Origin of the sequence: Amycolatopsis camponoti (assembly GCF_902497555.1) — a bacterium.
Lineage (GTDB): Bacteria > Actinomycetota > Actinomycetes > Mycobacteriales > Pseudonocardiaceae > Amycolatopsis > Amycolatopsis camponoti.
Map to the genome: position 1 here is coordinate 3159115 of NZ_CABVGP010000002.1, position 17333 is coordinate 3176447.

Genomic DNA, 17333 nt, shown 5'->3' on the forward strand with positions numbered 1-17333 from the left:
ATCCTCCTAGGTGAGCAGGGCGAGGCCGGCGTCGATCAGCCGGGGCACGGCCGGGCCGACTTCGTCGTAACCGCCGCCGACCGTCCGGCCCGCTCGGTGGCGGGCGTGGATGCCTTCGGCGATGACGGCGAGCTTGAACCAGCCGAGGGCCTGGTAGAACGGCAGTTCCGTGAGGTCGCGGCCGGACGCGCGGGCGTACTGCCCGGCGAGGTCCGCCGCGGCGGGGAAGCCGGGGTGCGCGGTCGGGACGTGCCGGACGCCGAGCACGGGCGCCACCCGCGGGTCCCAGTACACGAGCAGCAGCCCGAGGTCGGTCAGCGGATCACCGAGCGCCGCCATCTCCCAGTCGACGATCGCCGCGATCCGGCCGGGCTCGCCCGGCGCGAGGATCGTGTTGTCCCACCGGTAATCGCCGTGCACGAGTGCGGCGCCGCTCTCCGTCGGCGCGGCCTTGACGAGCCGCTCGTGCAGGTCGTCGACTGTGGACAGGGTACGCGTGGCGACCCGGTCCCACTGGCCTCGCCAGCGCCGGAGCTGGCGGCCGAGGAAGCCCTCGGGGCGGCCGAACCCGCCAAGGCCGATCTCGGCGGGGACGAGTGCGTGCAGCTTCACCAGCTCGTCGACGAGGGCTGTCGTGTACCGGCGGACGTCGATCTCCGGCAAGGCCGCGCCGTCGCGCAGCACCGGTCCGTCCACATGCGACACGACGGTGAAGGACGCCCCGAGCACGGCGGGGTCCTCGCACGAGACGACCGTGCGGGGGACCGGGACGTCGGTGGGGCCGAGCGCCGCCATCACGCGGAACTCGCGGCCGACGTCGTGCGCGGTCGGGGTCAGGGGCCCGAGCGGCGGGCGGCGCAGCACCCAGCGGTGGGTCCCGTCGGAGACGGCGTAGGTCAGGTTCGATCGGCCGCCGTGGATCAGCTCGACCGCCAGCTCGCCGCCGAACCCGGGGATCTCCCGCTCGAAGTAGTGCCGCAGGGCGTCGATGTTCATCGGAGAGCCGCGCGGGCCTTGGACGCGCGCCGGGCGATCGCCCACCGGTGCGTCTCCGACGGGCCGTCGTAGATGCGGAACGGCCGCACCTCCCGGTACAGCCGCGAAAGCGGCGCGTCCGCCGAGATCCCGAGCGCGCCGCAGATCTGGACCGCGCGGTCGACCACCCGGTGCACGACCTCGGACACGAACGTCTTGGCGATCGACGTCTCCTGGGCGCCGGGGCGCCCCTGGTCGAGCTCCCAGCAGGCCCGCCACAGCAGCGCCCGCGCCGCTTCGATGTCGATCTCGGAGTCGGCGATCAGCTGCTGCACCATGCCGAGCTCGTCGAGCGGGCGGCCGAACGCCGAGCGGACGGCGGCGCGATCGAGGGCGACGTCCCGCGCCCGGCGCGCCACGCCCAGCCAGCGCATGCAGTGGGTGAGCCGCGCGGGCCCGAGCCGCACCTGCGCGTAGGCGAAGCCGCGGTCGACTTCGCCGAGGACGGCGTCGTCCCCCACCACGCAGCCGTCGAAGAGGACTTCGCTGTGGCCGCCGAACAGGCCTTCGTCGAGGGTCGTGATGTTCCGGACGATCTTCAGGCCCGGGTTTCCGGCGTCGACGAGGAACATCGTCGCGCCGCCGGCGTCGCCGGGCACGCCGCTGGTGCGGGCCATGCAGATCGCGAACGCGGCCCCGTCGGCGCCGCTGATGAACCACTTCCGGCCGTCGATCCGCCAGCCGCCGGGCACGCGAACCGCCGTCGTGGCGAGGGCCCGGGGGTCCGAGCCGGCGCCGGGGGCCGGTTCGGTCATGGCGAAGCAGGACCGGATCTCGCCGGCGGCCAGCGGGGCGAGGTAGCGGTGCTGCTGGCGCTCGTCGGCGACTTCGGCCAGCAGGTGCATGTTCCCCTCGTCGGGCGCGGCGATGTTCAGCGCGAGCGGGCCGAGCAGGGAGTACCCGGCCGCCTCGAACACCACGGCCTGGCCGCGCAGGTCCAGCCCCGCACCGCCCCACCGCGGCGCGACGTGCGGTGCGAAGACCCCGGCGTCGCGGGCCGCCCGCTGCAGCCGCTGCCGGAGTGGCTCCGGGCCGTCGTGCAGCACGCCGTCGCAGGCCTGCTCTTCGGGAATGACGACGTCCCGGACGAACTCCCGGACGCGCTCGGCGAACCGGGCGGTGTTCTCGTCGACGGCGAAGTCGATCGGCATCGGACCTCCGTGGCTAATGACTGTTAGCCATGAGAACGCCCGCTCCGAGCAGAAGTCAAGACAATGTGGCTAATCGGCGTTAGCCTGTTGGCATGAAGGAGGAACGTCCCCATCGCCCCGGCGACGTCGCGGCCGGGCTGCCGGCCGACCGGGCCGCGGCCATCCGCCTGGCCGCGCTGCGGCTGTTCGCCGCGCAGGGTTACCGCGCGACGACGATGGCCGACATCGGCGCCGCGGTCGGCATCCGGGGGCCCAGCCTGTACAAGCACGTGTCGGGCAAGCAGGTGCTGCTCGCGGAGCTCATGCTCGGCACGATGGAGACGCTGCTCGCGATGCACGCCGAGGCGGTCGACGGCGTCACCGACGTGCCGGAACGGCTCCGCCGGGCGGTGGAGGCCCACGTCCGCTACCACGCCCGCCACCGGCTCGAAGCGTTCGTCGGCAACCGCGAGATCGGCAGCCTCGAACAACCGGCCCGCATCCTCCGCCTGCGCAGTACGTACGAGCGCGGGTTCCGCGAGCTCATCGAACGAGGGCTGGCGGAGGGCGTCTTCACGGTCCGGTCGGCGCGGCTCGCGTCGTACTCGATCCTCGACATGGGCATGGGGGTCGCGAACTGGTTCCACGACAGCGGCGAGTTCTCGGTCGACCAGCTCGCGTACCAGTACGGCGACCTGGCCCTGCGCATCGTCGGCCGGGCCGGCTAGGCGTCGCGAGGGAGCCGCCGAGAACGGGCGGTGGGCGGCTTCCTCACGCCGCCGCCCGGAGGCCGAAGCACCCGCGGCGGTCCCGGTGGTGGGCGCGACCCCCAACGACGCGCCCGCCACCGGGTCGCCCCGGCATTCCCCCTCTTTCGCCGTGCCCCTAGGGTTCCCGATGCCGTCCTCGTTTCGTCCTCGCGCCGGCATCCACGGCTTCACCTGCGCGTTCCGGAGCCCGGCGGTGGGCGCTAGCCTGGGACACGAGGGGGGATGCGATGAGGTTCCGGATTCTCGGGACGCTGGAAGTGCGGGCGTACGGGGACCGGGTCACCCTCGCGAGCCCGCGCCAGCAGCGCGCGCTCGCCGCCCTGCTGCTCAACCCCAACTCCGTCGTGCCGGTCGAGCGCATGATCGACGCGCTCTGGGAAGACGAGCCGCCGGCGACGGCCGTGAAGCAGGTGCGCAACTGCGTTTCCGCTCTGCGGAGCCGGCTCGGCGAGACCGGCGGGATGATCGTCACCGACGGTCCCGGGTACCGCCTGCAGACCGATGGCGACGACCTCGACTCGCTCCGGTTCCGCCGGCACGTCGCGGCCGCGCGGGGACTCGCCGGGCAGGCGAAGCTCGTCGACGCCGTCGAAGAGATCCGCGCCGCGCTCGCCCTCTGGCGCGGCCCCGCGCTCGACGGCCTGCGGACGACCACCCTGGCCGGCCGGGCCGCGGTGCTCGACGAACAGCGCGCCGACGCCGTGGAGCTCGGTGCCGAATGGCGGCTGCGGCTCGGCGAAACGGGTGAGGTCGTCCGTGAGCTGACCGAATTCTGCGGCGAGCACCCGATGCGCGAGCTGTCCCACCTGCTCCTGATGCGCGCTCTCGCGAAAGAAGGCCGCTACGCCGAGGCCTCGACGGTGTTCCACGGCCTGCGCCGGCGGCTGGCCGACGAGCTCGGCGTCGACCCGAACCCCGACCTGCGCCGGCTCCACGAGCAGATCCTCGCCGAGGCCACCCCGAGCGACCTCGATCCCGAGCCGGCGGAGCCGTCGCCGGAGCGCCACCACCTCGACCGCGCGGTCACCGAGCTGGCCGAAGCCGTCACGTGGCAGTGGCGCGCCGAAGCCGAGCTGCGGTCGCTGCACCGGCCGCAGCCGATCGTCCTGCGCTGGTCGGCGGTCGCGCGGCCGGGAAGGCCGGTGGCGCGCGGCGTCCTCGACGACATCGCCGAGACGTTCGCCGCGCTGCCCGTGCGGCAGCTGGTCGTGCTCGGCGACCCCGGCTCCGGCAAGTCGGTGCTCGCCCTGATGCTGACGCTGGAACTGCTGCGCACCCGCGCCCCGGGCACCCCGGTCCCGGTCCTGCTTTCGCTGGCCTCCTGGGATCCGCGCCGCGAGCACCTCGACCGGTGGCTGGCGAACCAGCTCGCCGACAACCACCCGGCGCTGCTCAACGCCCGGGAGTACGGGCCCGGCGCCCCCACCCGGCTGGTCCTCGGCGGCCACGTCGTCCCGGTCCTCGACGGCCTCGACGAGATGCCGACCGACCTGCGCGCCGCGGCGCTCGACGCACTGGACCAGACCATGGCGGTCGGCCGCTCGCTGGTGCTGACCTCCCGGTCGGCCGAGTACGAGCAGGTCACCAGCGAAGCCGGCCCGGTGCTGGGCGCCGCCACCGTGGTGCGGCTCGAACCCGTCGCCCGGCAGGAGGCGATCACCTACCTCTCCGCGCGGGGCAGCGATCGCTGGCTCCCCGTGGCCGAGCGGCTGCGCCGGGAGCCGGACACGGCCCTGGGCAAGGTGCTGCGGACGCCGTTGATGGTCGACCTCGCGCGGATCGGCTACGGCCGTCCGGGCGCGGATCCCGCGGAGCTGCTCGCGGCCGGAGACGCGGGCGCCCTCGAAGGGCAGCTGCTCGACTCGTTCGTCCCCAACGCCTACGCACAGGTGCCGCAGCCGCCGGGGCGGAACCCGAAGACCAGCCCGACCGGGCGGTACACGGCCGAGCAGGCGACCCGCTGGCTGGGCTTCCTGGCCCGGCACCTCGAGCGGGCGCGCAGCCGCGACCTGGCCTGGTGGCAGCTCTACCGGGCGGTGCCCGCCGGGACCCGGTCGGCCCTGATCGGCACGCTGATCGCGCTGTTCTTCGTCGTCACCGGCTGGGTGGACGACGGACCGGCGCTGGCCGCGATCTACGGCCTCTCGTTCGGCGGCGCCGGCTACCTGACCCACCGCTTCGGGCGCGCGTCCGAGCCGCTGCGCACCGAACTGCGCTTCGCCGGCGCCACCGGGAAGTTCGCCGGCCGCTTCGCGATCGGTGCCGTCGTGGGTGTCCTGCTCGGCCTGGGCTGGTCGCTGGCCACCGGCCTGGTCGTGGTCCTGGCCGTCGTGTTCGGATGCGTGTTCGCGGTGCACGTGTGGCTCGCGAAACCGGTCGACGCCAGCCGCGTGTCGAGCCCCGCGACGATCCTGCGCAACGAACGGACCGGGGCGATCGCGCTGTCGGTCTCGTTCCTGGTGTCGCTGGGGCTGTTCGACGGGATGGCGTTCGCGTTCACCGCGAACACGCGGTTCCTGCCGGTGCTGGACGGCCGGTACGACGTGGCGCTGGGCATCGCCGGCGGGGTGGCGGGCGCGGCGTTCGGGTGGTTCATGGCCCGCGGTGTCGCCGCCGTCTGCTACGGCCTCGCGGGCGTGATCGCCGGCGGCCAGGTGTTCCCACCGGCACCGAACTCCCTGCTGCCGATCGTGGTCGGGGTGTGCTTCGGCGGCGGCATCGGCCTGGCGGTCCTCGTGACGCGCGCGTGGGGCAACTACTTCGTCCACCACGTCTGGCTCGCCGCGACCGGCCGCCTTCCCTGGCGGCTCATGCACTTCCTCGACGACGCCCACCGCCGCGGCGTCCTCCGCCAGGCCGGCGGCGTCTACCAGTTCCGCCACGCCCGCGTCCAGGAGCGGCTGGCCGAGATCAGCCACGACGAGCAGGAGGTTCGATGACCGGCGAGGAGATCGTGCTGGGTCCGCTGCCGAAGGGGATCACGCCGGCGGGGGAAGGCAAGGTGTGGAACGTCCTCGGCCACACCTACTCCCTCAAAGCGGCGAGCGAGTCGAGCTTCGCGTTCGAGACGCTCGACCCGCCCGGCACCGGTGTCCCACCGCACGTGCACCCGACCCAGGACGAGCACATCCACATCCTCGAGGGCGTGTTCACCCTCTACCTCGACGGCGAGTGGACGACCGCCGGCCCCGGCGACACCGTGCGGATGCCGAGGGGCCTCCCGCACGCCTACTACAACCGCAGCGAAGGCATCACCCGCGGGCTGTTCTGGGTGAGCCCGGCCGGGCGGCTTGCGCAGCTCTTCGACAAGCTGCACGACCTCGAGGACCCGGCGGAGGTCGTCCGGCTGTCGGCGCTGCACGACGTCGACTTCCTGCCGCCCGGTGCGGTCGAAGGCGCCTGAGGCTGCGGTCGTGAGTGAGAAACTGGGTTAGAATACTGTTTCTCACTCACGACCCGGCCGTGGGGGAGAGGATGCCGGCCACCCCGCGGACCGTGCGGGTGCGGTAGAGGTCGGCCACCGCCAGGTCGCCGAGGCCGGCCTTGCGGATGCCGTCGACGATCGTGAAGGCCAGCAACGAGTTGCCGCCGGTGAGGAACAGGTCGTCGTCGAGGGCGATCGGGCGGCCGAGGGCACCCGCCCACAGCTCGCCGACCCGGAGCTGCAGCTCGGTCGCTTCGGCGGCGTCGGCGAGACCGAGGTCCGCCCCGGCGGCCCGGGGTTCCGGCAGGCGGGCCGGGTCGAGCTTCCCGTTGGCGTTCACCGGCAGGCCGTCCAGCTCGGTCAGCGTGTCCGGCACCAGGTATCCGGGCAGCTGCTCCCGGAGCCGCCGGTCGAGGGCGGGCAGGTCGAGCCCGGTGCCGGCGACGTAACCGTCCAGCCGTTCCGCACCCGCGCCCGTGCCGCGCGAGCGCACGACGACGGCCGCCGCGCGGACGCCCGGCTCGGCCAGCAGCACCGCGCGGATCTCGCCGAGCTCGACGCGGTGGCCGCGGATCTTGACCTGGTCGTCGAGCCGGCCCAGGTACTCCAGCTCGCCGTCGGGCAGCACGCGGCCGCGATCGCCGGTGCGGTACCAGCGCGCGCCCGGCTCGCCGAGGAACCGGGCCGCGGTCAGCTCGGGCCGCCGGTGGTAGCCGTCGACGATGCCGGCGCCGCCGAGCAGGATTTCGCCCGGCACCCCCGGGGGCACGCGGCGGCCCCGGTCGTCGACCACGTCGACCCGCCAGCCGGGCACGGCGCGCCCGACCGAACGGCTGCCCGCCGCGGCGGCCTCGCGCGTCACCGGGTGCCACGTGCACGCGACCGTCGTCTCGGTGATCCCGTACATGTTGATCACGCGGCACCGCCGCTCCGGGTACCGCCCGAACCACTTGAGCATCAGCTCCATGTCGAGCGGCTCGCCGCTGAAGATGAGCCAGCGCACGGAAAGCCGCTCGGCGCGGTCGGCGTCGACCGCCGCCAGCTGCGTGAACACCGACGGGGTCTGGTTGAGCACGGTGACGGCCTGCGCGGACAGCAGGTCGTGCAGGGCACGCGCGTCGCGGGCGGTCTCCGCGGGCACGATGACCAGCCGGCCGCCGGTGGTCAGGCAGCCGAAGATCTCCCACACCGAGAAGTCCCAGGAGTAGGTGTGGAACAACGCCCAGCTGTCGGCGCGGCCGAAGCCGAACCCGAACACCCGGGTCGCGTCGAGCAGGCTGCAGATCTGCCGGTGCGCCACCACCACGCCCTTCGGCTTCCCGGTGGAGCCCGAGGTGTAGATCAGGTACGCGCCGTCGTTCGCGGTCCCGGCCGTCAGGAACGGCTCCGCCCGGTCCGTCCACACGCCGTCGTCGACGACGAGCGTGGGCGTCCCCAGGTCGAGAGGGGAGTCCGCGAGGACGAGCGACACCTCGGCGTCTTCGGCGATCTGCCGCAGCCGGGCGGGCGGGTTCTCCGGGGCCAGCGGGACGTAGGCGGCGCCCGTCTTCAGCACGGCGAACATCGCGGCGATCAGCAGGGGCGACCGGGCGAAGCTCAGGCCGACGCGGCTGCCCGGGCCGCAGCCGCGGGCGGCGAGCCGGGCGGCGAGGACGTCGGCCGCGTGGCCCAGTTCCCGGTAGGACACCGAGCGGTCCCCGGCCGTGACGGCCGTCGCGTGCGGGTGCGCCAGTACCTGGCGCTGGATCAGCTCGTGGAGCGTGTGTTCGCCGTCGAGCCAGTCCGGGACGGCTTCGCCGGGCAGCACCGGCTCGGGGTGCTCGCCGGTGGTCAGGTCGGCGGTGCCGATCGCGGCGCCGGGCGTCCGGGCGAACAGGTCCAGCAGGACGCCAACGCCGTGCAGCAGCCAGCGCGCCGCGGTCTCGTGGACGTGCTCGCGGCGGAAGCGGCAACGCAGGCGCCGCGGATCGGCCGGGTCGAGGTCGAGCACCAGCGGGAAGTCCCCACCGGCGACGCCGATCGCCATCGGCGCCGGCCCGTCGTCGGCCGCGGCGCCGACGAAGAGCTTCGCGCGGTAACGGGAAGCGGGCAGGTCCTCGTCCACCGGGAGGATCCAGGTCCGCGGCCGGTCCGCGTCCGGAAGGGCGATCCGCGGGGTTTCGGCGGAGAACCGGGCCAGCACCGCGGCGGTGGCGGCGGCGAGTGTCCGCACGTCCGTGGCACTCCCCGCGGGGAGGGGCGCACTGACCTCGGCGGGTCCGGATCCGGCCGGGCCGAAGGACATCCAGTCGCTCATCGCGCTCCTTCCCTTGCCGTGACGGCGAACCGCGTCGCGAGCAGGTCCAGCAGCGCGCCCGGGTCCGGCAGGAAGTACATGTGCTCGCCGGGCAGCTCGGCGACGTCGAAGCTCTCGCTGGTGATCCGCTCCCAGCCGGCCAGGTCGGCGCGGGACACGAGGGGGTCGTCCGCGCCGCGGACCGCGAGCACCGGTACCGGCAGGCGGGTGCCGGCGGGGGCCAGGTACGCCTCGCGGGCCAGCAGGTCCGCGCGCAGCGGCGGCAGCAGGATCTCCCGCAGCTCGGGCTGGGCCAGCGCGGGGTGGGCGTAGCCGATCAGCCGCTCGACGGCGGCGACGAACTCCTCGCCCTCCAGCCCGCGCAGGCCGAGATCCAGCGGGGTCACCGGATCCGGTGCGCCGCTGACGACCAGCCCGGCCAACCGGAACTCGCCCGACGCCGCGATCGCGCGGGCCGTCTCGAACGCGACGGCGGCGCCCGAGCTGTGGCCGAACAGGACGATCTCCTCGCCGACCGCGGCGGTGCGCCGGATCTGCCCGAGCGCGTGCGCGGCCGCGGCGGCGACGTCCTCGTGCGGCGGGAGGCCGAACTGCTCCTCGCGGCCGGCCAGCTGCACCGGCCGGATCTCGATTTCCGCGTCGCCGGGCGGCGTCCAGGAACGGTAGACGCTCGCGCCGGCACCGGCGAAGGGACAGCAGTAGAACTTCATGCTCACCAGACCATCCTCGTACGGGGCAGCGATGCGTTTTCCGACGTTAGTGCGGACCCCGGTGGCACCTTGCCAGTGTCAGTCCCGAATTTCGCGGGACGAGCATTCTGCCAGGACGCCGACTTCTAACCTGGCCGCAGTAAACAGAATGCCCCGCAAAAGGATTGCGCCGTTTTTCCGCTGCCGTGGCCGAGTTTCGAAGGAAAGGGAATTGTCGACGTGAAGCTGCTGGAACAGCCGGCCCCGGTGGGCACCAGGTTCGAAGCGTACGGACCGAGCAAGCTCGACGAAATCCTGAAGAGGTTCCCCGTCCCGGAAGGGCTCGCGGAGACCATCCGGCTCTTCTCCCTCGTGCTGCCGTTCCGCGTGAACGAGTACGTCCTGACCGAGCTGATCGACTGGGCGAACGTCCCGGCGGACCCGATCTTCCAGCTGGTCTTCCCCCAGGACGGGATGCTGTCGAAGGAAGATGAGCACGATCTGGCCCGCGCGGCCACCGGGCCCGGCCGGCGCGCCGAGCTGCCCGCGGTGGTGCGGCGGATCCGGCAGCGCCTCAACCCGCACCCGTCGGGGCAGCTGGAGCTCAACGTGCCCACGCTGGACGGCGACGAGCTGGGCGGGCTGCAGCACAAGTACCGCCACACGGTGCTCTACTTCCCCCAGCAGGGCCAGACCTGCCACACCTACTGCACGTACTGCTTCCGCTGGGCGCAGTTCGTGGGCGAGAAGGACCTGCGGTTCGCGGTGAAGGAGGCCGACCGGCTGGTCGAGTACCTGCGGGCCCACCCGGAGGTCACCGACGTGCTGGTCACCGGCGGCGACCCGATGGTGATGTCCGCCGAGCGGCTGCGGGTGCACCTCGAGCCGCTGCTGGCGATCCCCACGGTCCGCACGATCCGGATCGGCACCAAGTCCGTCGCCTACTGGCCGCAGCGCTTCGTGACCGACGCCGACGCGGACGCCGTGCTGCGGCTCTACGAGGACGTCGTCGCCTCCGGGCGCACGCTTTCGGTGATGGCGCACTACAGCCACGAGCGCGAGCTGGCCACGGACGTCTCCCGCCAGGCGGTCAAGCGGATCCTGGCCACCGGCGCGCGGGTGTACTGCCAGTCGCCGCTGATCGCGCACGTCAACGACGACGCCGACGCGCTGGCCGGGCTCTGGAGCACCGAGCTGGCCCTGGGCGCGGTGCCGTACTACATGTTCGTCGCCCGGGACACCGGCCCGCACGACTACTTCAAGGTCCCGCTCGCCCGCGCCCACGAGCTGTTTTCCGCGGCCTACGGCCAGCTGCCCGGGCTCGCCCGCACGATCCGGGGGCCGGTGATGTCGGCGACGCCGGGCAAGGTCGTCGTCGACGGCACGGTCGAGCTCGGCGGGGAGCGCCTGTTCCAGCTGCGGTTCCTCCAGGCCCGGCGGCCGGGATTGACCGGGCGGCCGTTCTTCGCGCGGTACACACCGGAGGCCGCCTGGCTCGACGAGCTGGAGCTGCTCCCGGATACGCCGCGGGACATCGCGGAGGCGGTCCGGTCTCAGCACCTGGTGGGGGGCGGGGGTTCGGCGAGTCCGCTCCCGGTGGACCTCGGGCTGGTCGCGGACACCCGAGGAGGCGTTCGATGACCGCCGCGCACGCTGTCTCGCCCAACCTCGCGCTGGACGAGGCCGTCAACCGCCGGCATGCGGCCGGGCAGCCGCTGATCCACCTCGGGTTCGGCGAGTCCCGGCTGCCCCTGCCGGACTTCCTCGCCGAGCGGCTGCTCGCCGGAGCGCGGCGGACCGCCTACGGGCCGGTCGCCGGTGCGGAGGACAGCCGCGCGGCCGCGGCGGGCTACTTCACGCGCCGGGGCCTGCTGACCGAAGCGGAACAGATCGTGCTGGCCCCCGGGAGCAAGCCGCTGCTGCTCGCGCTGATGGCCGCGGTCGACGGCGCGGTCGTGCTGTCGCAGCCCTGCTGGGTGACCTACGCCCCGCAGGCGCGGCTGTTCGGCCGCCCGGTGCTCGAGGTGCCCATCCCGGCCGGCTGCGGCGGCGTGCCCGACCCCGACCTGCTGCCCGGCGCGCTGCGGGCCTTCCGCGCGGCCGGCGGGCGCCCCCGGATGCTGCTGCTGACGCTGCCGGACAACCCCACCGGCACCCACGCCCCGCCGGACGTCGTGCGGCGGCTGTGCGAGATCGCCGAGGCCGAAGACCTGCTGATCGTCTCCGACGAGATCTACCGCGACATCCTGCACGACCCGGCGGACCCGTACGCGAGCCCGGCCGAGTTCGCCCCGGAGCGCACGGTGGTGACGTCCGGGCTCAGCAAGAGCCTCGCGCTCGGCGGCTGGCGGATCGGGTTCGCCCGGTTCCCGGCCACCGCCGAAGGCCGGGCGCTGCGCTCGACCGTGCTGGGGCTGGCCAGCGAGATCTGGTCCACCCTGGCCGGCCCGATGCAGGAGGTCGCGTGCCTCGCGCTCGCCGAGCCGCCCGAGGTGACCGCCCACCTGCGGGCCAGCACGCGGCTGCACGGCGCCGTGGCGGACGCGGTGCACCGGATCGTCACCCAGGCGGGCGCCGTCTGCCGGCCGCCCACGGGCGGTTTCTACGTGTACCCGGACTTCGAGCCGGTGCGGGACGTGCTGGCCGCTAAGGGGATCACGGGGTCGGCGGCGCTGCAGGAGCACCTGATCGACCGGCTGGGGGTCGCGGTGCTGGGCGGTGAGCACCTGGGCGACGATCCCGGCGCGCTGCGGTTCCGCGCCGCGACGAGCATGCTGTACGGCGCCGACGACGCCGAGCGCTGGGCCGCGTTGCGGTCGCCGTCGCCGCTCACGCTGCCGCACATCGCCGAGACCCTCGAGTCGCTGCGTGCGGCGTTCACCCGCTTGACCAGCTGAATCTCATAACGAACCCGTCAAGGCCATCTTAGGGGCGTCGTCAGCCCTTAAGATGGCCTTAACGTAGGTAAAAGGGATTGTGTCTTCCGTCGATGACCGGTCTTGTCAACCGCCGGACGGGAATCGAGGAGAACATCTAAACTCGCCGACCGTACCGTTCGGTGGGTGCGGTCACCGTACGGTCACCCGCAGTGCCACAGGATTAGGTCGCACTCACCCGTTCGTGTTGACGCTGATGACCGCCCGTTCCTAGGGTGAGTCCTGACGGTGGTGCGGCCGGTACCCGGCCCCGAAGCCACCGGATCCCGCAGCGCCCGACGACGAACCGGTGGTTTTCCCATGCCCGAAATCCAGGTCCACGACTCGGTGACCGACTCCCGTTTCTCCCCCGACCGCGAAAAGGAAATCGGGGGCGAATACCAAAGAATGTTCTCGTCCTTCTTGGAGAATTCGGACGTCTCTTCGGTGATCCTCGACGACCGGCTCCGGGTGGTCGCGGCGAACCGGGAGCTGCTGGCCCTCTTCGGCCGGAGCGCGGCCGAGGTCTGCCGCGCGGATCTACCCGGCCTGCTGCACCCGTTCGTCTCCGAGCGCGTGCAACGCCGCCTCACGCGGCTGGTGCGGGAGGGGGAGCGCGGGTTCCGCGAGCGGTTCACCCCGCTGGTGCCCGCGGCGGGCGCACTGCCGGTGACCCTGATCGCCGCGGCCCTGCCCGGACGGCGCCCGGCCGCGGCGGCGGCGCTCCTGCTGTTCCTGCCGGACCGCGTCCAGCGCCGGGGAATCGACCCGGCCGGCCGCCACCGTGCGATGAGCGAGATCGAGACGCAGATCCTGCAGGGCGTCGCGGCCGGCGCGAGCACGGCGGAACTGGCCCGCCGGCTGTACCTGTCCCGGCAGGGCGTGGAGTACCACATCCACCGGATGATGCGGTTCCTCAAGGTGAAGAACCGGACGGAGCTGGTGTCCCGTGCCTATGTCGCGGGGTTGCTGGCTCCGGATGTGTGGCCGCCGCAGGTGCTGCCGGGTTTGGCGGCCGCGGGTCAGGCTGTGGCGTCGGCGCGGTAGGGCGGCGCCAGGGCCCGGGCAGCCGGCCGGTGGTCAGGCCGCCGTGCCCGCCCGGTAGATCCGCGTCCCGGCGGGAATCGCCACCGCCAGTATCGCCGCCAGTACCACGAGCGCGATCAACGTCGCGTTCCGCTGGGGGAAGCCTGCCCCCGCGGTCACCAGATCCGGGTTGCCCCACAGGCGGCGGCACGCGGCCACCACCGAGCTGACCGGGTTCCACGCGGACACCGTCGCGAGCCAGCCCGGCAGGCCGCGCAGCGGGACGAACGCGTTCGACACGAACGAACCGACCACCATGACCAACGCGGCGATCGCGCTGATCGCCTCGGCGCCGCTCGTCGTGAGCCCGATCAGCGCGCCGAGCCAGAGCATCGCGTACGCGAACAACAGCAACAGCCCGAAGCCGGCCAGGCCGGGCAGCAGTCCACTGTGGATGCGCCAGCCGATGGTGTACGCGATCGCCGTCGTGGCCCCGATTCCGGCCGCCGCCAGCGCGAGGTCCGAGAGCGTGTGGCCGAGCAGCACCGCCGAGCGGGGGATCGGCAGCGAACGGAAGCGGTCGGCGAGCCCGCCGGCCAGGTCGTCGGCGATGCCGAGGCCGCTGGTGGCCACCAGGGTCAGGCCCACCTGCGCGGCGACCCCGGCGGTCAGGTAGTCCACGTACGGTGCGCCGCCGGGCAGGGTGATCGAGCCGTCGAAGAGGAAGCCGAGCACCAGCACCAGGCTGATCGGCATGAGCAGGACACCGACGATCTTGGCCGGCGACCGGACCGTCGCGCGCAACCGGCGTCCGGTCAAGGCCGCGACGTCGCTGAGGAGCGTGTTCATACCGCCTCCGAAGTGCGAGTGAGAGCGAAGAAGACGTCGTCGAGCGACGGGCGGCGCAACGCGAACTCCTGCACGGCGATCCCGTTCGCGTGGAGTTTTCCCGCCACCGCGGCGATTCCCGCCGTTCCGTCGGGGACGGGCGCGCTCAGCTTGCCGTCGGCGACCTCGACGGATCCGGCGACCGAAGCGAGGATTTCCCGGGCTTCACCCGTGCGCGAAGGATCGGTGACGGAGACCTCCAGCCATTCGCCGCCGACATCGCGCTTGAGCTGCTCCGGGCTGCCCTCGGCGACGACCTTCCCGGCGTCGATGACGACTACGCGGTCGGCCAGCTTGTCGGCTTCTTCGAGGTACTGCGTGGTGAGCAGCACGGTGGTGCCGGCCGCCGCCTGCTCGCGGATCGCCGCCCAGAGCACGGCCCGGCTGGCCGGGTCCAGCCCGGTCGTCGGCTCGTCGAGGAAGACGACCGGCGGGCGGGAGATCAGGCAGCTCGCGAGGTCGAGCCGGCGCCGCATGCCGCCGGAGTACGTCCGGACCTGCCGGTCGCCGGCGTCGGTGAGGTCGAACTGCGCCAGCAGCTCGCGGGCGCGGGACTTCGCGGCCGAGCGTCCGATGTGGAGCAACGTGCCCAGCAGCACCAGGTTCTCCCGGCCGGTCAGCCGGTCGTCGACGGCGGCGTACTGCCCGGTCAGCCCGATCCGGGTGCGCACCTCGGCCTGCTCCCGCACCACGTCGAGCCCGGCGACGAACGCCCGCCCGGAGTCCGGGACGAGCAGGGTCGACAGGATCCGCACGGTGGTGGTCTTGCCCGCCCCGTTGCGCCCCAGCACGCCCAGCACCGTGCCCGCCGGCACGTGCAGGTCCACCCCGCGCAACGCTTGATGACTGCCGTACCGTTTGGTCAGACCTTCGGTTTCGATTGCTGCGGTCACTCCTCGGCCTTTCTCTTCCGGCGACGGCGCGGGCCCCATTCCAGCAGTGCGCCCGTTTGCCGCCCGCCAGCAGTGGTGGCGGATTGCCAGTGGCGGCGCGGCTAGCGTCATTCCGGCAAGCCACCCCAGTGCCCGGGAACCGGGTGAGAATCGGAGGGAAGAAATGCCGGAGCGGAACGAAATTCCTCCATTCGCGGTCATTTCCGGCCGGCAGGTGTCGAACGTACTGGCCGGCAACGAGAAGAAGGTCGTCGACCTCGTCGAGGCGGCCTACCGGCTGCACGGCGCCGGGAACACGGTCAACCCGCCGTCCTACTTCCTGCGGTTCCCGGACCGCCCGGACTCCCGCATCATCGCACTGCCCGCCTCGCTCGGCGGGGATGACGGGGTGGACGGTCTCAAGTGGATTTCCAGCTTCCCCGGCAACGTGAAGAACGGGATCCCGCGGGCGTCGGCGGTGCTGATCCTCAACGACCCGGCCACCGGATATCCCATAGCCTGCCTGGAAAGCTCCATCATCAGCGCCGCGCGCACCGCCGCTTCGGCCGCGCTCGCCGCGGCGGTGCTGAGCACGGTCCGCGGCCGCCCGCGCCGCGTCGGGTTCGTCGGGACCGGCCTGATCGCCCGCTTCATCCACACCTACCTGCAGGCGACCGGCTGGGAGTTCGACGAGATCGGCGTCCACGACCTGCACGCCGGATCGGCCGACGGGTTCCGCGACTACCTCGAAGGCACCGGCACCACCGCGCGGGTCACCGGCCACGGTGACGCCGAGAGCCTGATCCGCGCCAGCGACCTGGTCGTGTTCGCCACGGTCGCCGCCGAACCGTACGTCACCGACGTCGACTGGTTCGCCCACGACCCGCTGGTGCTCAACATCTCGCTGCGCGACATCGCCCCGGAGATCGTGCTGGTGTCCACCAACGTCGTCGACGACGTCGACCACTGCCTCAAGGCGAACACGTCGCCGCACCTGGCCGAGCAGCTGACCGGCGACCGGGGCTTCCTGTCCGGCACGCTGTTCGACGTGCTGACCGGCCGCCTCGAACCGCGGGCCGGCCGGCCGCTGATCTTCTCGCCGTTCGGCCTCGGAGTCCTCGATCTCGCGGTGGCGAAGTACGTGTACGACGAAACCGCGGCGGCGGGCGAGCTCCCGGTGGTCGACGGCTTCTTCCACGAGTTGGACCGGCACCGGCCCCCGGCCCGCTGACCCGGACCGCGGCGAACCCGCCCGGCCGATTCTCTCCCGCACGAATAGGGGTTGTGCGTGCCCATCATCTCGGCTCCGCAGGAATACAACGAAGACAACCTGTACGTGGATCTCCGGCCGGCCTTCGGGCAGGCCCTGTACCTCAAGTGCGAGGCGTTCAACTTCGCCGGCTCGGTGAAGCTGAAGGCGGCGCTGGAGATGATCACGAGCGCGGAGCGGCGAGGCCTGCTCACGCCCGGTTCGACGCTGGTGGAATCCTCCTCGGGCAACCTCGGGGTCGCGCTGAGCATGATCGCCGCCGACCGCGGTTACGGCTTCGTCTGCGTGACCGACGCGCGCTGCAACGAGGCGACCCGCCGGATGATGGAAGCCTTCGGCGCCCGGGTGCACGTCGTCACCGAGCCGATCCCGGACGGCGGGTTCCTCGGCGCGCGCATCGCCCACGTGCGGATGCTGTGCGCGCAGAACGGGTTCGTCTGGCTGAACCAGTACGCGAACCGGGACAACTGGATGGCGCACTACCTCACCACCGCGCCCGCCATCGCCCGGCAGTTCCCCGGCATCGACGTGCTGTTCGTCGGCGCGGGCACCACCGGGACGCTGATGGGGTGCGCCCGGTACTTCCGCACCGCCCGCCGGGCGCCGCGGATCGTGGCCGTGGACGTCGAAGGGTCGGTGACCTTCGGCCGGGCGCCCGCGCGCCGGCTGATCCCGGGGCTGGGCACCAGTGTCCGCCCGGGCATCCTGAACGAGTCCTTTGTAGACGAAGTCGTGCACGTGTCCGAGCCGGACGCGGTACGCCGCTGCCGGGAGCTGGCCGGGCGGGGCTTCCTGTTCGGCGGGTCCACCGGCACGGTCATCGCGGGCGCGCTGGCCTGGCTCGACGCGAACACCGGGACCTCGCCGGTCACGGCGGTCGCCATCGCGCCGGACTTCGGGGAGCGCTACCTCGCCACCGTCTACGACGACGCGTGGGTGCGCGAATCCTACTGGCCCGCATACGAACCGGCGTACGAAGACGGCCGGCTGTCCGAACTGAACGCCGCGCACTGACCGG

At 72.8% G+C, this 17333-nt stretch carries 14 protein-coding genes; 8 read left to right on the plus strand and 6 right to left on the minus strand.

Annotated elements, in window-relative coordinates:
* Window positions 1-6 precede the first annotated feature (6 nt).
* Window positions 7-996, minus strand: a complete 990-nt coding sequence (locus AA23TX_RS35130; RefSeq protein ID WP_196425667.1) for a phosphotransferase family protein — start codon at window positions 994-996, stop codon at window positions 7-9.
* A complete protein-coding gene (locus AA23TX_RS35135) occupies window positions 993-2186 on the minus strand; it encodes an acyl-CoA dehydrogenase family protein (protein WP_155546991.1) in 1194 nt (397 codons plus the stop codon). The genes AA23TX_RS35130 and AA23TX_RS35135 overlap by 4 nt, the downstream gene beginning before the upstream one ends.
* A 92-nt stretch (window positions 2187-2278) precedes the next feature.
* On the opposite strand from AA23TX_RS35135, the gene AA23TX_RS35140 reads away from it, so the two are divergent.
* The 3 genes from AA23TX_RS35140 to AA23TX_RS35150 all read left to right on the plus strand — a co-directional run bounded on the left by AA23TX_RS35140 (window position 2279) and on the right by AA23TX_RS35150 (window position 6338).
* A complete protein-coding gene (locus tag AA23TX_RS35140) occupies window positions 2279-2893 on the plus strand; it encodes a TetR/AcrR family transcriptional regulator (RefSeq protein ID WP_155546992.1) in 615 nt (204 codons plus the stop codon).
* A gap of 269 nt (window positions 2894-3162) precedes the next feature.
* Entirely contained in the window at window positions 3163-5874 is a 2712-nt protein-coding gene (locus tag AA23TX_RS35145) for a BTAD domain-containing putative transcriptional regulator (protein WP_155546993.1), read from the plus strand.
* Complete coding sequence (locus AA23TX_RS35150) at window positions 5871-6338, plus strand: cupin domain-containing protein (RefSeq protein WP_155546994.1); 468 nt, start codon at window positions 5871-5873, stop codon at window positions 6336-6338. The genes AA23TX_RS35145 and AA23TX_RS35150 overlap by 4 nt, the downstream gene beginning before the upstream one ends.
* Window positions 6339-6384: 46 nt before the next feature.
* Here AA23TX_RS35150 and AA23TX_RS35155 read toward each other — a convergent pair whose 3' ends face one another.
* Window positions 6385-8655, minus strand: coding sequence for a non-ribosomal peptide synthetase (locus tag AA23TX_RS35155; RefSeq protein WP_155546995.1), 2271 nt, complete (start codon window positions 8653-8655; stop codon window positions 6385-6387).
* Window positions 8652-9365, minus strand: a complete 714-nt coding sequence (locus tag AA23TX_RS35160) for a thioesterase II family protein (RefSeq protein ID WP_155547513.1) — start codon at window positions 9363-9365, stop codon at window positions 8652-8654. The genes AA23TX_RS35155 and AA23TX_RS35160 overlap by 4 nt, the downstream gene beginning before the upstream one ends.
* Before the next feature lie 219 nt (window positions 9366-9584).
* Here AA23TX_RS35160 and AA23TX_RS35165 point away from each other — a divergent pair, with 219 nt between their 5' ends.
* From AA23TX_RS35165 to AA23TX_RS35175, 3 genes are all read left to right on the plus strand, one after another.
* On the plus strand, window positions 9585-10985 hold the full coding sequence (locus AA23TX_RS35165; RefSeq protein WP_230862904.1) for a KamA family radical SAM protein: 1401 nt from the start codon (window positions 9585-9587) through the stop codon (window positions 10983-10985).
* Window positions 10982-12241, plus strand: coding sequence for a pyridoxal phosphate-dependent aminotransferase (locus AA23TX_RS35170; protein ID WP_155546996.1), 1260 nt, complete (start codon window positions 10982-10984; stop codon window positions 12239-12241). Before AA23TX_RS35165 ends, AA23TX_RS35170 begins: the two co-directional genes overlap by 4 nt.
* Window positions 12242-12580: 339 nt before the next feature.
* A complete protein-coding gene (locus tag AA23TX_RS35175; RefSeq protein WP_155546997.1) occupies window positions 12581-13306 on the plus strand; it encodes a helix-turn-helix transcriptional regulator in 726 nt (241 codons plus the stop codon).
* A gap of 33 nt (window positions 13307-13339) precedes the next feature.
* Here AA23TX_RS35175 and AA23TX_RS35180 read toward each other — a convergent pair whose 3' ends face one another.
* Window positions 13340-14134, minus strand: a complete 795-nt coding sequence (locus AA23TX_RS35180; RefSeq protein WP_155546998.1) for an ABC transporter permease — start codon at window positions 14132-14134, stop codon at window positions 13340-13342.
* The gene (locus AA23TX_RS35185) at window positions 14131-15066 is read right to left on the minus strand and encodes an ATP-binding cassette domain-containing protein (RefSeq protein ID WP_230862905.1); all 936 of its coding nucleotides are present in this window, start codon (window positions 15064-15066) and stop codon (window positions 14131-14133) included. Before AA23TX_RS35185 ends, AA23TX_RS35180 begins: the two co-directional genes overlap by 4 nt.
* Before the next feature lie 163 nt (window positions 15067-15229).
* Between AA23TX_RS35185 and sbnB the strand changes: the two genes are divergently transcribed.
* Both sbnB and sbnA read left to right on the plus strand, forming a co-directional pair.
* Window positions 15230-16276 (plus strand): 2,3-diaminopropionate biosynthesis protein SbnB, encoded by a 1047-nt coding sequence (gene sbnB / locus AA23TX_RS35190; protein ID WP_155547000.1) that lies wholly within the window; start codon window positions 15230-15232, stop codon window positions 16274-16276.
* 57 nt (window positions 16277-16333) lie between these two features.
* The gene (sbnA, locus tag AA23TX_RS35195) at window positions 16334-17329 is read left to right on the plus strand and encodes a 2,3-diaminopropionate biosynthesis protein SbnA (protein ID WP_155547001.1); all 996 of its coding nucleotides are present in this window, start codon (window positions 16334-16336) and stop codon (window positions 17327-17329) included.
* Window positions 17330-17333 lie beyond the last annotated feature (4 nt).

Coding starts and splice junctions, on each gene's coding strand:
- AA23TX_RS35145 (WP_155546993.1), top strand. CDS start 3,163: ATGAGGTTCCGGATTCTCGGGACGCTGGAAGTGCGGGCGTACGGGGAC.
- AA23TX_RS35170 (WP_155546996.1), top strand. CDS start 10,982: ATGACCGCCGCGCACGCTGTCTCGCCCAACCTCGCGCTGGACGAGGCC.
- AA23TX_RS35150 (WP_155546994.1), top strand. CDS start 5,871: ATGACCGGCGAGGAGATCGTGCTGGGTCCGCTGCCGAAGGGGATCACG.
- AA23TX_RS35135 (WP_155546991.1), bottom strand. CDS start 2,186: ATGCCGATCGACTTCGCCGTCGACGAGAACACCGCCCGGTTCGCCGAG.
- AA23TX_RS35180 (WP_155546998.1), bottom strand. CDS start 14,134: ATGAACACGCTCCTCAGCGACGTCGCGGCCTTGACCGGACGCCGGTTG.
- AA23TX_RS35160 (WP_155547513.1), bottom strand. CDS start 9,365: ATGAAGTTCTACTGCTGTCCCTTCGCCGGTGCCGGCGCGAGCGTCTAC.
- AA23TX_RS35140 (WP_155546992.1), top strand. CDS start 2,279: ATGAAGGAGGAACGTCCCCATCGCCCCGGCGACGTCGCGGCCGGGCTG.
- AA23TX_RS35130 (WP_196425667.1), bottom strand. CDS start 996: ATGAACATCGACGCCCTGCGGCACTACTTCGAGCGGGAGATCCCCGGG.
- AA23TX_RS35175 (WP_155546997.1), top strand. CDS start 12,581: ATGCCCGAAATCCAGGTCCACGACTCGGTGACCGACTCCCGTTTCTCC.
- AA23TX_RS35155 (WP_155546995.1), bottom strand. CDS start 8,655: ATGAGCGACTGGATGTCCTTCGGCCCGGCCGGATCCGGACCCGCCGAG.
- sbnB (WP_155547000.1), top strand. CDS start 15,230: ATGCCGGAGCGGAACGAAATTCCTCCATTCGCGGTCATTTCCGGCCGG.